General features: G+C 30.7%; 13 protein-coding genes and 1 pseudogene. 12 read left to right on the forward strand and 2 right to left on the reverse strand.

Annotated elements, in window-relative coordinates:
* Nucleotides 1–4: 4 nt before the first annotated feature.
* Nucleotides 5–646: a YidC/Oxa1 family membrane protein insertase gene (locus tag CLPA_RS01820; RefSeq protein ID WP_003441036.1), complete on the forward strand. Its 642-nt coding sequence runs from the start codon at nt 5–7 to the stop codon at nt 644–646.
* A 102-nt stretch (nt 647–748) separates the two neighbouring features.
* On the opposite strand, the gene CLPA_RS01825 is transcribed toward CLPA_RS01820, so the two are convergent.
* Nucleotides 749–1327, reverse strand: a complete 579-nt coding sequence (locus tag CLPA_RS01825; RefSeq protein ID WP_003441039.1) for a TetR/AcrR family transcriptional regulator — start codon at nt 1325–1327, stop codon at nt 749–751.
* Nucleotides 1328–1584: 257 nt separating this feature from the next.
* On the opposite strand from CLPA_RS01825, the gene CLPA_RS01830 reads away from it, so the two are divergent.
* The 7 genes from CLPA_RS01830 to CLPA_RS01855 all read left to right on the forward strand — a co-directional run bounded on the left by CLPA_RS01830 (nt 1585) and on the right by CLPA_RS01855 (nt 8810).
* Nucleotides 1585–3219, forward strand: a complete 1635-nt coding sequence (locus CLPA_RS01830) for an MFS transporter (protein WP_003441042.1) — start codon at nt 1585–1587, stop codon at nt 3217–3219.
* A gap of 263 nt (nt 3220–3482) precedes the next feature.
* On the forward strand, nt 3483–4076 hold the full coding sequence (locus tag CLPA_RS01835) for a sugar O-acetyltransferase (protein WP_003441045.1): 594 nt from the start codon (nt 3483–3485) through the stop codon (nt 4074–4076).
* Nucleotides 4077–4335: 259 nt separating this feature from the next.
* Nucleotides 4336–4797 (forward strand): YbaK/EbsC family protein, encoded by a 462-nt coding sequence (locus tag CLPA_RS01840; RefSeq protein WP_003441047.1) that lies wholly within the window; start codon nt 4336–4338, stop codon nt 4795–4797.
* 234 nt (nt 4798–5031) lie between these two features.
* Nucleotides 5032–7077: a DMSO/selenate family reductase complex A subunit gene (locus CLPA_RS01845; RefSeq protein WP_236900368.1), complete on the forward strand. Its 2046-nt coding sequence runs from the start codon at nt 5032–5034 to the stop codon at nt 7075–7077.
* Nucleotides 7078–7347 (forward strand): molybdopterin dinucleotide binding domain-containing protein, encoded by a 270-nt coding sequence (locus CLPA_RS21515; protein WP_257786238.1) that lies wholly within the window; start codon nt 7078–7080, stop codon nt 7345–7347.
* Between the two features lie 36 nt (nt 7348–7383).
* On the forward strand, nt 7384–7959 hold the full coding sequence (locus tag CLPA_RS01850; RefSeq protein WP_003441050.1) for a DMSO/selenate family reductase complex B subunit: 576 nt from the start codon (nt 7384–7386) through the stop codon (nt 7957–7959).
* A 260-nt stretch (nt 7960–8219) separates the two neighbouring features.
* On the forward strand, nt 8220–8810 hold the full coding sequence (locus tag CLPA_RS01855; protein ID WP_242834546.1) for a TorD/DmsD family molecular chaperone: 591 nt from the start codon (nt 8220–8222) through the stop codon (nt 8808–8810).
* Nucleotides 8811–8919: 109 nt separating this feature from the next.
* On the opposite strand, the gene hcp is transcribed toward CLPA_RS01855, so the two are convergent.
* Nucleotides 8920–10581 carry a hydroxylamine reductase gene (gene hcp, locus CLPA_RS01860; protein ID WP_003441057.1) on the reverse strand — a complete coding sequence of 554 codons (1662 nt, stop codon included), beginning with the start codon at nt 10579–10581 and terminating at the stop codon, nt 8920–8922.
* A gap of 155 nt (nt 10582–10736) precedes the next feature.
* Here hcp and CLPA_RS01865 point away from each other — a divergent pair.
* The 4 genes and pseudogenes from CLPA_RS01865 to CLPA_RS01875 form a co-directional block, all read left to right on the forward strand.
* Nucleotides 10737–11102, forward strand: a pseudogene (locus tag CLPA_RS01865) (RNA-guided endonuclease InsQ/TnpB family protein); the annotation flags it as partial.
* A gap of 168 nt (nt 11103–11270) precedes the next feature.
* Nucleotides 11271–11399 carry a lmo0937 family membrane protein gene (locus CLPA_RS20660; protein ID WP_143756646.1) on the forward strand — a complete coding sequence of 43 codons (129 nt, stop codon included), beginning with the start codon at nt 11271–11273 and terminating at the stop codon, nt 11397–11399.
* Between the two features lie 227 nt (nt 11400–11626).
* A complete protein-coding gene (locus CLPA_RS01870; RefSeq protein WP_003441062.1) occupies nt 11627–13054 on the forward strand; it encodes an MFS transporter in 1428 nt (475 codons plus the stop codon).
* Between the two features lie 339 nt (nt 13055–13393).
* Nucleotides 13394–14890: a glycoside hydrolase family 68 protein gene (locus CLPA_RS01875; protein ID WP_003441065.1), complete on the forward strand. Its 1497-nt coding sequence runs from the start codon at nt 13394–13396 to the stop codon at nt 14888–14890.
* The last annotated feature ends 291 nt before the right edge of the window (nt 14891–15181 follow it).

A 15181-nucleotide genomic window follows, 5' to 3' on the forward strand; every position in this document is an offset into this window, starting at 1 on the left:
TATAATGAACATCATTTTTAATTTTTTAAGTAACCTATTAAGTAATATTTTCAATTTTACTGGAGATTGGGGATTAGCCATTGTTTTATTGACAGTGGTAGTGAGAATAGTACTTTCACCAATGTCTTTTAAGCAAAAGAAGTCTATGTATCAGCAGCAAAAGCTAAGTATAAAAATGAAGGAAATTAATGAGAAGTATAAAAACGATAAAGTTAAGCTTGAAGAGGAACAGAAAAAGCATGCTGCGGAGAGTGCAAAAAGTATGTTTGGATGTTTAGTTACATTTTTGCAGTTACCTATATTAATGACAATGTGGACTGTAATCAACAAACTACCTGTAAGTGCTGGAACTATGCTTATACCTTGGGTATCTAGTATCAAATTATCTGATAGCTATTTTATTGTACCTCTGATATATATCCTTGCATCTTTAACTCCTAGTTTACTTTCCTATATAAGTTTTTTCAAAATTGAAGGTCAGGCCAAGATAACCAAAGGAAATATTATAATAATGGCAGTGTTTGGGTTGATCGTTGCCAAAGCAGCGCCTATTGCAGTGGGAATATATCTTATAACCACCAGCTTATTTAATTTTATCGAAGAACTTGCATTTAGATTATATATGAGAAAAGTTAAAACTGTATAATAAAAAATTATGGAATCATGGCACTAGTTTTTCTGTCATGATTCTTTTGTCATAGATTTTGATAGATAATAAAAGTAAAATATTTTAGTATTTGACTAAAATTCATAAATTGAAAACTCCATTAAAGGATAACTTAGTTATAATTTCAGCAATTTTTTCAGGAGGCTCTTTCATTCCACAATTAAACCATTCAGAGATAATACCTAAATGAGCATAATAGAGATATGAAGACAAATATTCTCTAGATATAGGTAATTTATCTTTACCAGTTATCTTACAATAAAAGTTAAAGATATTATTCCCAAGATTGTTTTTTATCCATTCTTGAAGTTCTGAATTTCTATTTTCATCTAAAAGTGATTTTGCCAGCTTGTAATTATCTCTATAATAGCAAATGATTTTAGTAAAAAAATATTTAAAGTCCTCTTCACTAGGAGCATTTTCAAGTTTGTTCATATCATAAGATATCAGTTTTAATTCATTTAAAGCTGTATTTTCACAATGGGATAACAAATCATATTTATCTTCATAATGAATATAAAAGGCTCCTCTGCTTATACCTGCATCCTTAGTTATATCTTTAACTGTTACTCTATCAAATCCCTTTTCATATACTAAATCGTAAAAAACCTTTAGAATCAATTCTTCTGTTTGAATATATCTTTTATCATTTTTATTCATGTTATCCTCCTGCTGAAAATCTTTAACTTTAATTCTGCAAATAATCTAGTAAAGTATTCACAATACTTAATTTTATTTATAAAAAAATTTTTACAAGTATGTCTAGTTATATGAATACTTAAGAAGATTATTTGATAAATATGGGTTTGATTAATGTACACTTTTGAGTTTTTTGTATATTGTTTATATATTCCTCTCTAAATTATAATGAACATAGTGTCAATTATCAATAGAGAAAAGTTATCAGGAGGAATATTATGAAGAAAAATAAAGTTATTTTAGGATTTACAGCTTTAATTATTGGTTGTTTTTTAAGTATTCTAGATAGTACTATAGTAAATATAGCATTGCCAGATATAGCTAATTATTTTAATGAAAGTATCAATAATATAAGCTGGATTACTACTGGGTATCTACTTTCATTTTCTGTATTTCTTATTATAGGTTCTAAAATTGCAGATCAGTTTGGGAGAAAAAAAGTTTTTATAATTGGACTCATAGTTTTTGGAGGAGCTTCGGGTTTATGTGGATTTTCAAATTCAATTCTATTTTTAATCATTATGAGATTTATTCAAGGTATTGGAGCTGCAATTCTTACTCCTGTAATAATACCACTGGGACTTGAGATTTTTGGAAAGGAAAAGAGAGGTTTTATAATAGGAGTTTCAGGAGCTATTTCAGCCTTAGCTGCAGCGTCAGGTCCACCACTTGGAGGAATAATGCTTGAATATTTAAATTGGAAAACTATATTTTATGTAAATGTTCCTTTGTGTATGATAGCTGTATTTTTAGGCATAGTATTTCTAGATGAATCTTTTGACAATACAGTTTCAAAGAAAATAGACATAGCAGGTATTATTTTATTAACTTTAAGTTTATTTTGTCTAACCTTTGCACTACTTAAAGGTGGAGATTATGGATGGAATTCTTCTACTATAGTAACTCTTTTTATTACTTTTATTATATCAATGATTGTATTCTTAATTATTGAAAGTAGAATTTCTGAGCCCATGCTTCCATTAAATTTATTTAAAGAGAGTACCTTTACTAATTCATGCATTTGTTATACCATGGTGGGATTTGGCATAGCTGCACCTTTGCTTATATTGAATTTTTATTTGGAAAAGATATTGATGTATTCAGCATTAAAGTCTGGATTAATACTCATGACCCTTTCTTTAAGTGGAGTTGTAAGTGTTCCATTGGGGAGCTTTTTATCTTCAAAAATAGGATCACGAGTAATAAATTTTTTAGGAATTATTTTTATGGCAATTGCAACTGTTGGTCTTTCATATATAGATAATAATACTGCAATTTTAAATATAAGACTGGTACTTGTTATTTTTGGATTTGGACTTGGATTTTCTGCTCAATCCATATCGTCAGCAATAAAATATTTACCTTTAGAAAAGAGTGGTATGGCTTCTGGGATAATTAATGCAGGGAGACAAATTGGTACGTGTATTGGAGTGGCAATACTTGTAAGTATATTAAATACTAATGTAAGTAATGCAATTGTTAATATTAAAACTAATGTGAAACATGAAATAAATATGGATAAAACTTTGAATTCTGATATTAAAGAAAATATGGTGATAGAAGTAGATAATATAAAAAGTGATTCCAATTCTTTTTCAAAAGAAGATATAGAAAAAAACATTGATGAAGAAGGTAAAAAGGTACTTGCAAAAACTCCACAGGAAAAAAGGGTATTTGTACTAAGTAACTTAGAGCAGCAAAAGAGTAAGGTATTAAATATAATTGATTATAGTCAGGATATAAAAAATAAAGAAATTAGCAAAGCTTTTAATAATACATTTAGAGTATCCTATATTATACTATTTGTGTTTTCTATATTTGGATTGTTTACAGATAAAAAGATAAGGGAATAGGAATTGATTTATAGAATCATGACATAAAAATTAATGTCATGATTTTTTGTGTTTACAATATACATGATTTCATTATAGTATATATATATAAATTTTATATCATAACTATCTGCTGTAGTAATCAATACTTCTACAGATAGAGATAACAGCCATATCTAAATTTAACAAGGCGTATAAACGATGTTAAGTGGGTTTTGTTAATATTGCTTATGCAGTTAATTAGTAGATATTTTATTTAAAATATGAGGAGGTAATGTTTTTTAATGACAGAAAAAGAAAAAATGCTAAATGGGGAATTGTATGAAGCCTGCGGAGAAGAACTGGTAAGTGAACATCAACACGCAAAGGAAGTTATGTTTGATTATAACAATTTACGACCAAAGGAAATTGAAAAAAAGAGTGAGATTATAAGAAATCTATTTGGCAATACTGGTGATAAATTCTTTATAGAAGCTCCTTTTAGATGTGATTATGGACGTAATATATATATTGGTGAGAATTTTTACAGTAACTACAATTGTACTATTTTAGATTGTGCTAAGGTTACTATTGGAGATAATGTTTTATTTGCTCCTAATGTAAGTCTTTTTACAGCAGGGCATCCTATAGATTTTGAATGCCGAAATAAAGGCCTTGAGTATGCTTTTCCTATTAAAATAGGGAATAACGTATGGGTAGGTGGTGGAGTTATTATAAATCCAGATGTTACAATTGGTGATAATGTAGTAATTGGTTCTGGCAGTGTAGTAACAAAGGATATTCCTTCTAATTGCATAGCAGTGGGAAATCCCTGTAAGGTAATACGAGAAATTAATGAGGATGATAAAAAGTATTATTTTAAAAAACTTGAAGTGTAATAATGAACATAGAAAAATAGTTTCGATTGGTATTCCCAACTTATGTTATATATGGCGGTAAATTACTGACATGATTTTTTTATAAAATTTAAATAACAATTTAACTATAATGGTATTCCAATTAACTTAAGCATATTTACTATTATAGGGTTGCTATGAAAAAGAATAAAATCAATAGGAAAGCTATGAAATATATAGTATAATACAAATAAAAAGTAATAAATAATTTAAGAGTATATGAAGATATGGGAGTGTTAGTATGAGTGTAGAAAATGTAAGAAAATTTTTTATAGACAGAGGAATTGAAGATCCTGTGTTTGAACTGCCGGAAAGTGGAGCAACAGTAGATCTTGCGTCAAAGACCATAGGAGTTGAACCGGAATTTATTGCAAAAACTTTGGCTTTTAAGGTAAAGGAAAGAAATGTGCTTATAGTTACTAGAGGAGATGCTAAAGTAGATAATAAAAAATTTAAAAAGTATTTTAATACGAAAGCAAAAATGATTAAATCTGATGAAGTAGAAGATTTAACAGGGCACCCAGTAGGAGGAGTTTGCCCTTTTGGCGTTAAGGAAAATGTAGAGATATTTCTTGATGAGTCCATAAGGGATTTTAAGTATGTTTATCCAGCAGCAGGCTCTAGGACTACAGCTTTAAAGATAGAACCAGATAAAATAGAAGAACTTACTGATGCAATTTGGATAGATGTGTGTACATATTAGTTTTTCTTTTTAACCTTAATTGCTATTATGGGAAGTTTTGCTAAAGTATTTTTTCCAACATACATAATACAAATTTTAAACATAGCAGTTGGAATTTTGTTGATATATTTTAGTATAAGGATGATTTTCAAAAAATAGTAGGGAATACAGAAATCAATATTAAATGAAAAAAACACATTAGTTAAATATATAAAAATAATTCTAAAGAGCTAATAAAGAGAGGGGGGATTTAAATTGGAAAATTCTAAATTCATAAAGAAGCTATTTGAGGAAGATGGATTTCATAGTTATATACCCAATTCCAAGGATGAAATAAATGAAAATCATGAAAGGATTGTTAGAACTTCAGGCTCTCACAATTGCGGCGGAAGATGTGTTATAAAAGCTCATGTTAAAAATGAGCGAATTGTTAGAATTTCTACGGAGGATGATATAAAGGATACAAGGGAAAATCCACAGCTGAGAGGATGTCTTCGTTGTCGTTCTTATAGAAACCGTATGTATAATCATGATAGACTGAAATATCCCATGAAGAGAATTGGCAAAAGAGGTGAAGGCAAATTTAAGCGTATTAGCTGGGAAGAAGCTATAGACACCATTGCAGAAAATACTAAGAGAAGCATGAAAGAGTATGGACCTGATTCTATATATCTTCAATATGCTACTGGCAACGCAGGAAGGTTAGCGGAGAGAAACTGGATGAAAAGACTTATAGGAATGTATGGTGGTTATCTGGACTATTATGGCAGCTACAGTACAGCTTGTACTCAAATTGCCACCCCCTATACCTTTGGAACCATCTATACCGGCAGCAGCAGGGATACCTGGCAAAATTCAAAATTGATTATTCTATTAGGGTTTAATCCTGCAGAAACAATTCATGGTACTAATACTGCCTATTATTTAAAATTGGCAAAGGAAGCTGGAGCAAAAATTATAAGCATTGATCCAATATATTCAAATACAGCCATAGGACTTGCGGATAAATGGATACCAATTCGTCCCACTACGGATAGTGCTCTATTGGATGCTATGGCCTATGTTATAATTACAGAAAATCTACAGGATCAAGATTTTCTTGATAAATATTGTTTAGGTTTTGATGAAGAGCATATGCCTTCAGGAATTCCAAAGGGAAACTCCTATAAAAGTTATATTTTGGGAGAAGGTGAAGATAAAATTCCAAAAACCCCAGCTTGGGCAGAAGCCATAACAGGTATACTGAGAGAGACAATTATTGAATTGGCAAGGGAGTATGCTGTAAATAGACCGGCTGCATTAATTGAAGGCTTTGGACCACAAAGACATGCCTATGGAGAACAATATACCAGAAGTGGTACTGTACTGGCCGCCATAACAGGTAATATAGGAATTAATGGGGGATGGGCTTCTGGTACGGGGTATCCTGTCCGTCAGGAGTTTGTTGCATCCATTCCGTATTATAATCCAAATAAATCACAGATATCTGTATACAGTTGGCCGGATGCCATTATAAGAGGAAAGGGAATGGGAGCAGATTTAAGTGTAAAGGGTGTAAAAAGGCTGTCTTCAAATATTAAGCTTATGTTTAATTTAGGTGGAAATACTCTTGTAAATCAGCATTCTGATTCTAATGGTACAGCTAAATTGTTAGAAGATGAAAGTTTAGTGGAATTTATAGTAGTCAGTGATCACTTCTTGACTCCAAGTGCTAAATTTGCAGATATACTTTTGCCTGCGGACAATATGATGGAGAGGGAGGATATTGTAACTCCTTGGGGAATTGGAGACTATGTAATATATATGAATAAAGCGGTGGACACGATTTTTGAGTGTCATAATGGGTATGATTGGATAAGAGATTTAGCGGATAAGCTTGGTCTTAAAGATGAATTTACAGAGGGAAAATCCATAGAGCAGTGGATGGAATATTTGATTGGGGAAACTGCTAAAAGAAATAATGATTTTCCATCAATTAATGAATTTAAGGAAAAATCCATATACAGATGGAACTATGATAAGTGCTCCATAGCCTTTGAAGATCAGATTGAAGACTTTGAAAATAATCCTTTTCCAACTCCATCAGGTAAAATAGAGATTTTTTCAAAGAGATTGTGGGGTATGAATAATCCTTTTGAAATTCCAGCAGTGCCTAAATACATATCGGCTTGGGAAGGACCGGAAGATCCTATAAAGACAATCTATCCTCTTCAATGTATAGGGCATCACTATAAACGACGTGTGCATTCTACCTTTGATAATACCAGCTGGATGGAAGAGGCAGGAAAACAGGAAATTTGAATTAGCACCGTAGATGCAGAAAAAAGATATATAAAAAATGGAAATGGAGTGAAGGTGTTTAACAGTAGAGGTACAATAATTTTACCTGCAAAGGTTACACCAAGAATTATGCCGGGAGTTGTATCGGTGCCTCAAGGTGCATGGTGGACTCCTGATAAAGAGGGAATTGACAGGAGAGGATGTATTAATACTCTTACAAAATATCATCCCACTCCACTGGCTTTTGGAAATCCCTCTCATACTAACTTAGTTGAAGTAGTAAAGGCTTAACATAATAAACTTAAAACTAGAAGGTGGTATATAAGTATGAGCAGACAACTAGCATTTTATTTTCAGCAAAATTATTGTGTGGGATGTAATACCTGCCAAATAGCCTGCAAAGATAAAAATAATCTCCCTGCAGGTCAGCAGTTTAGAAAAGTTTATGAAGTGTCTGGTGGAGATTTTATAGAGAAGGGAAAGGTAGTTATACCTAATGTATATGCCTTTTGGATTTCTATGAGTTGTAATCACTGTGAAAATCCAATATGCTTAAAGGTCTGTCCTGCAGGAGCCATTAGTAAAAAAGAAGAGAACGGAATTGTATATATAGATAAAGAAAAATGCATAGGATGTAAAAGTTGCATAAAAGCATGTCCTTATAAAGCACCTCAATATGATAAGGTATCTAAAAAGGTTAACAAATGTGATTTTTGCACGGATTTATTGGAACAGGGAAAAGATCCTGTCTGCGTTTCATCTTGTCCCATGAGGGCATTGGACTATGGTGTACTGGAGGAGCTGCGTGAAAAGTTTGGATGTATTGCTGAAACAGAAGGTATGCCAGAAGCAAGTATAACTAATCCTGCCTTAGTAATTACACCACATAAAGGGAAGTCTTAGACTCAGTGAATATGATTTTTACTAATAAAATTAGAAACGGATTATAGATGATATGAAAGGTGAAAGTTAAAATATATAAGCTATGTTTTTAATTATGGTGAATACACTTAGCATAGTAGATAGGAAGGGAGAGTAGGTTTTTAGCAGGAAATTTATAAGTAATATAAGCAAAGAAATTAGTTTAAAATAATAGTGTAGTGTTAATAAATTGTTATTTCTTGCTAAAGACAAATAAAATTATGGATACTGTAAAAGATTTTATGACAAAAAGACAAGCTATCTATGCACTGTTATCTGCACTTTATCGTGGAGATTTGAACAAGGTACTGGAAGTTTCTAAGGAAGTTCCAGTATTTAAAGATTTTTTAATTGAAAAAGGTTATGGCAGAGATATTACAGAAGAAATTAAAAATAGTAGAAAGTCATTTATAGAGGATTATGAAAGTTTATTTTTGGGACCATCACACATACTAGCTCCACCTTGGGAGTCTGTCTATGAAAACAATGATAGGTTGTTATTTGGAAAATCGGAATTGCAGGTTCGCAGATTCTATAGAAAGTTTGGATTAGATGTAAGTGTAAGGGTAGCTGCAGATCATTTAGCTTTTGAACTAGCTTTTATATCAAGATTATGTTCTGTTGTAGATTATGAAGATTTAAAAACTGTTAAGAAAAATGTTAGAGCCCAGATAGACTTTATAACTAAGCATTTATTATCTTGGACACCAAAGTGGAATCAGGACGTATCTGAAAATTCAAGCACTGGATTTTGGAGGGATATTTCTGAAATTATGGTGAAATCATTTAAGGAAGATTTAGTTGAACTTAAAGCTAGAAGCAAATGTCTTTAAATTTAAGTTTATCAATAATTTTTAATGGCAGAATAACTAAAAAATCACTACAGAGATAAACTCAATGTAGTGACTTCTTATAGAACTTAGGTAAGTTTAAATTATAAAATTAATTTGTCATTTCAACTTGATTAAGTGAATTTTTCAAATCATCCTCAGCGTTGCTGATTGGTTTTATATTAAAGGTATCTACTAAATATTGAAGCACATTGGGAGATATAAATGCTGGTAAACTTGGTCCTAAATACATGCCTCTTATTCCAAGGGATAAGAGTGCCAGTAAATCTGCTACTGCTTTTTGTTCATACCAAGATAGTACAATTGTTAGTGGCAGGGAGTTTACGTTTGTATCAAAGGCATCTGCTAGAGATGTAGCTATTCTAACGGCTGAATAGGCATCATTACATTGACCAATATCCAGTAGTCTTGGAAGACCTGCAACTGTTCCAAAATCTAATTTGTTAAACCTATATTTACCACAGGCTAAGGTTAATATCACACAATCTTTTGGTACTTTTTGTGCAAACTCTGTATAATAATTTCTGCCAGGCCTAGCTCCATCACAACCACCTATTAAGAAGAAACGTCTTATTTTGCCATTTTTAACTGCATTAACTATTTCATCAGCATGAGAAAGTGTTTCATTGTGTCCAAATCCTACTAGAATTTCCTTGGATTCTTCATCTTCTTCAAAGCCTCCAAGATCTAAAGCTTTATTTATTATTTCACTAAAATCTTTTACTCCATTTTCATCTGCATCTATGTGTTTTACTCCATCCCAGCCTACAACACTGGTAGTAAATATCCTATCTTTATAGGTTTCTCTAGGTCTCATTAAACAGTTGGTTGTCATTAGAATACATCCAGGTATTCCGTCAAATTCTTTTTGTTGATTTTGCCAGGCTGAACCATAATTTCCTACTAAATGTTTATATTTTTTTAGTGATGGATATCCATGAGATGGAAGCATTTCTCCATGGGTATATATATTGATTCCCTTGCCTTCTGTTTGTTGAAGAAGCATTTCTAAATCTCTTAAATCATGACCAGATACAATTATAAATGGTCCCTTTTTTATGTTTATATTAACTTTATGCATAGAAGGATTATTATATCTAGATGTGTTAGCAGCATCTAATGTTTTCATAACTTCTACACTCATATCTCCAGTTTTCATTGTAATATTTATCATGTCTTCTAAAGTTAAATTGTCATTAGTAGTGGATTCTAAGCCTAAGAAATAAAATTTATCTACCTGCTCACTATTATAGCCTATAAATCTTGCCTGATGACCATATGCACTTATACCTTTTAGTCCATACAATACTGTAGAACGCAGAGATCTAATATCTGCGTCAAGACTTTCATCATACATAATTCCAGCTTTAACTGAATCTTTTAGCATTTCTTCTTTTGTATCACTTAAGTTATATGTAGCAGAATCTGGATATTCTCCTTCAGGAGCACTATCTCTTAAAAATTCTTTTATTTTCTGAGATTCCTTTAACAGCTTAATATGAGCTCCTGGATCAAAATTTACATTGGTTAAGGTTGTAAATAATGAGTTTTCTACAAATTTCACTATATCCTCATCAATAACTTTTCCACTTTCGATGAGCGGCTTTGCGTAGCAGGAAATTCCCTTTAATTGGTATATCAGTAAATCTTGCAGATTTGCAATTTCTGGTGTTTTACCGCATACGCCGCTTTTTGTACAACCTTTTCCGCCAAAAGTTTGTTCACATTGATAACAAAACATTGAGTTTTCCATTGTTTAATATATCCTCCTATAGTTAACAATTATTTTTGTATATTTAAATGCTTTACAATATGTGGTTTTTTCAATTATATAATGTCATATTATAGATAAAATTATTCAGATATGATTAAAGTTTTTAATTATAAATTTCTATAGAAATAATTTGCTTATCTAACATTCGGAATAACCATTTACACCAAGCAACTACTAAGATAGTGAAAACCAAGCCATCAAGAGTAGTTATGGAAACACTTAATATTAAAGGTATGATTAAGAATAAGCATTTATCCAAAGCTATAGCACAGCAAGGGTTATATGAGTTTAAAAGACAGCTTCAATACAAATGTGAATTTTATGGAATTAAATTTATTGAAGCTGATAAATGGTATCCATCATCAAAGACTTGTAGTGAGTGTGGACATAAAAAGACTAAATTATCACTATCAGAAAGAACTTATATCTGTGAAGAATGTGGAGCAGTAATTGATAGAGATTTAAATGCTTCAATTAATTTAAGCAGATATTCAGCATAACTACATGAACAGTTATGTTTGAGGTGTAGGATTCGTTGTATCCGAAGTTAAGCCCTTGGAGTGTCATATCAAACGAAAGTAGTGTATTCTTTTAGAATTACAAAATCGGACACATTGAACGGGGAATTAAACAAGCTTTATGGAGTTCTATAAAGTTTTGGCAACGGTATAGTACTATTCTTTTGGTTGTTAGGATTTATATTTAGATTTGGAGGATTTTTAATTCATATGCTGCTTATAGTAGCAGTGTTAGTATTTATAGTGAATGTAATTACAGGAAGAAAAAATAAGGGATAATTATGTATAATAATATTTTTTAATAATCTATGTGGATTTCTATAATGAAATTTACATAGGTTATTTTTGTTTATATTATATAGATATCCAATTTGGTTATTAAATATTAATAAGCATAAATAATCTGAATAGTCTAGCCTAAAAAATTAAAGCTTACTTATAGTTGACAAATCAACTTATAGTTGTATAGTATTACTTATAGTGAATTTTAAGTGGGAGAATTGTATATGGAAGAAAAAAATTATAAAAATAGATGGAAAATTCTAGCCGTAGTTTTGCTATCTCCTTTTATGGGTAATCTGGATAGCAGTATTGTAAACATAGCACTGCCGATGATATCAAAACATCTATCTGTAGAGATAAATAGTATACAGTGGGTAGTAACCAGTTATTTAATAGTAATATCGGCTTTTGTGCTTATATTTGGAAAATTATCAGATAAATTTGGAAGAAATATCATCTTTAATTATGGATTTCTTATATTTGGTCTTGGATCTTTTTTATGTGCTATTTCTAACACTCTGAGTTTTTTGGTTTTTTCAAGAGTAGTTCAGGCTTTGGGAGCAGCTATGTTTATGTCTGCAAATCAATCTATATTGGCAATTACCTTTCCAAAGAATGAAAGGGGAAGAGCTTTTGGACTACTTGGAAGTACTGTAGCTATAGGAACTATGCTTGGACCTCCTATTGGCGGCTTAATGGTTCAGTTTTTTAATTGGCAGTCTATATTTTTAATAAATATACCCATCTCTATTTTGGCTTTTGTTTCAGGGAAAATAATACTTCCTAAGGAAGAGATAAGTAGAGATATTTCAAAATTTGATTTAAAAGGAGCTATTTTACTTATAGTTTTTATAGTATCTCTTTTCTGGTCACTTTTAAAAGGAGAAGATTTAGGGTGGAGCAATGAAAGAATACTTATAAGTTTTGTAATAGCCATTTTGTGTGGAATAGGTTTTTATTTTATAGAGAAAAAAGCAGAAGATCCTATAATAGATCTATCTATGTTTAAAAATAAATTATTTGATATAAGTATATTATGCGCGTTTATATCCTTTGTAGTTTTGTTTTGCGTAAATATAATTCAACCTTTTTATCTTCAGGATGCCATAAAAATATCTCCAGCAACTTCAGGGATTTTAATGATGGCTATTCCAGTGAGTATCGCTTTGATTGCCCCTTTAAGCGGATATTTATCAGATAGATTAAGCGGAGAAATTTTAACGATTTTTGGATTGCTTATTATGTCCATTGGACTATTTAGCATGTCTTTTTTAAATGCCACCTCCAGTTATATACATATAGCTATAAGCATTGCCATAATAGGTATAGGAAATGGATTGTTTCAAGCCCCTAATAATGCTATTGTAATGTCCTTAGTTTCGAAAGACAAATTGGGAGTAGTGGGCAGTATAAATGCTCTAGTAAGGAATGTGGGCATGGTTTCAGGAATAACATTTTCTGTTGCACTTTTGTACAATAGAATGAGCAGCAAAATAGGTCATAGAGTTACGGGCTACGTAAGCGGAAGACCGGAAATCTTCTTATATGCAATGAGGATAGTATATATGAGTACGGCAGTCATATGTATTTTGGGGATGCTGCTTACTATAATCAGAATTTTAAAGGAAAGACAAACAAGAAGATCCATATAAATATATTAAATTATAAATAAATACAATTTTATAAATAGAGTTAAGAGTATTATAAGAAAATAGTCTTAATTAATAAAAATATATTAAAAAAATGTCTGCTTAGCGCAGATGTTTTTTATATTATCATAAAATAGATAAATTTAATAACAATATGAAATAAAAGTCATAAATTTAATATTAATAGAATAATTTTAATGAAAAGTTTAATTTACCTCAAAAAAATATTAAAACTAGCGTATGTATATAGTGTCTTCAAAAGACGATCTGTTATAAATATGGCAATAGCAACATTAAAGTATATATTTATAATAAAAAATTATTTTAGGGGGAAAATAATTTATGATTAAATCAAAAATTATGAAATTTATTCTAGGAACTACTTTTGCTGCAACGTTGCTTGTAGCCGTACCGGGAGGAAAGTTGGCCTTTGCTAGTAATGCTGATTATAACAATGATTATGGCTTTTCTCACATAACTCGATTTGATATGAATAAAATTCCAGCACAACATGGAAATGCACAGTTCGAAGTGCCTAAATTTGATGCATCAACTATTAAAAATATTCCGTCAGCAAAGGGATATGATAAAAATGGTAATTTAATTGATCTAGATGTATGGGATAGTTGGCCGCTTCAAAATTCTGATGGAACAGTAGCAAACTATAAGGGATATAATATTGTCTTTGCACTAGCTGGAGATCCTAAAAATGGAAATGATACTTCTATATATTTATTCTATCAAAAAATAGGACAAACTTCTATTGACAGCTGGAAAAATGCTGGAAGAGTATTTAAGGATAGTGATAAATTTGCTAATCCAAATGATCCGCATCTTAAATATCAAACTCAAGAATGGTCAGGTTCTGCTACATTAACTTCTGATGGTAAAATTAGACTATTCTATACTGATTTTTCTGGTGCACCTGAAGATGGTGGAACTGGTGATGGAAATCAGGTTATAACAACTGCTCAAGTTAATATGTCTAAAGTAGATAGAGATACACTTAAAGTAGATGGTGTAGAAGATCATAAATCTATTTTTGATGGTGGAGATGGTAAATTATATCAAAATGTTCAACAGTTCAGAGATGCAGGAATGTATCTTTCACCGGACAATCATACACTAAGAGATCCACACTATGTAGAAGATAAAGGACATAAATATCTTGTTTTTGAAGCTAACACAGGAAGTGATGACGGTTATCAAGGTGAAAACTCTTTATACAACAGAGCTTATTATGGCGGCAGTAAGGCTTTCTTCCAGTCAGATAAAAATGCATTATTAAATAGTGATAAAAAAGAAACTGCTTCTTATGCTAACGGTGCGCTAGGTATTATTGAATTAAATGATAATTATACATTAAAAAAAGTTATGAAACCATTAATTGCATCAAATACAGTAACAGATGAAATTGAACGTGCTAACATATTTAAACTTAATGGCAAGTGGTATTTATTCACAGATAGCAGAGGATCTAAAATGACTATCAATGGTATAGGAAATAAAGATGTATACATGTTGGGTTATGTTTCTAATTCTATAAATGGACCTTTTAAACCACTAAATGACAGTGGACTTGTATTACATATGGATCTTGATCCTGCTGATCTGACATTTACTTATTCACATTTCGCTATACCTCAGACTAAGGGTAATAATGTTGTAATTACAAGTTATATGACTAACAGAGGTTTTTATGCAGATCACAAAGCTACTTTTGCTCCAAGTTTCTTACTTAATATTAAGGGAGATAAGACATCAGTTGTACCAAACAGTATTCTTGAACAAGGTCAGCTTACAATTGATAATGTGAAAAAACATAATGATAAAAGATAGTAGTCAAAATATTATAAAGAGATAATTGACAATTAATTAGTATTAAAAAATTTATAAAGAGGTTCTTTGAAATGTGTTAATATACATTAAAAGCACCTCTTTTTTTCTTTTTTTAAGAATATTATATAATTTATATTATAGATAAGTATATAGATATCCAAATTCATAATTAAATGTTGATACTCATAAATAGCCTGAGTAACTTAATATAAAAAATCTAAATTTATATTTCAGGTTGTATATCTATAGATAAATTTTTATTATACAATCTATAGAAAATTTATTATATGT

Source organism: Clostridium pasteurianum DSM 525 = ATCC 6013 (assembly GCF_000807255.1).
GTDB classification, from domain to species: Bacteria; Bacillota; Clostridia; order Clostridiales; family Clostridiaceae; genus Clostridium_I; species Clostridium_I pasteurianum.

Bases quoted from the DNA above. Each gene is read 5' to 3' on its own strand.
- CLPA_RS01825 (WP_003441039.1), bottom strand. From the start codon at position 1,327: ATGAATAAAAATGATAAAAGATATATTCAAACAGAAGAATTGATTCTA.
- CLPA_RS01835 (WP_003441045.1), top strand. From the start codon at position 3,483: ATGACAGAAAAAGAAAAAATGCTAAATGGGGAATTGTATGAAGCCTGC.
- CLPA_RS01830 (WP_003441042.1), top strand. From the start codon at position 1,585: ATGAAGAAAAATAAAGTTATTTTAGGATTTACAGCTTTAATTATTGGT.
- CLPA_RS01840 (WP_003441047.1), top strand. From the start codon at position 4,336: ATGAGTGTAGAAAATGTAAGAAAATTTTTTATAGACAGAGGAATTGAA.
- CLPA_RS01875 (WP_003441065.1), top strand. From the start codon at position 13,394: ATGATTAAATCAAAAATTATGAAATTTATTCTAGGAACTACTTTTGCT.
- hcp (WP_003441057.1), bottom strand. From the start codon at position 10,581: ATGGAAAACTCAATGTTTTGTTATCAATGTGAACAAACTTTTGGCGGA.
- CLPA_RS01820 (WP_003441036.1), top strand. From the start codon at position 5: ATGAACATCATTTTTAATTTTTTAAGTAACCTATTAAGTAATATTTTC.
- CLPA_RS01850 (WP_003441050.1), top strand. From the start codon at position 7,384: ATGAGCAGACAACTAGCATTTTATTTTCAGCAAAATTATTGTGTGGGA.
- CLPA_RS01870 (WP_003441062.1), top strand. From the start codon at position 11,627: ATGGAAGAAAAAAATTATAAAAATAGATGGAAAATTCTAGCCGTAGTT.
- CLPA_RS01855 (WP_242834546.1), top strand. From the start codon at position 8,220: ATGACAAAAAGACAAGCTATCTATGCACTGTTATCTGCACTTTATCGT.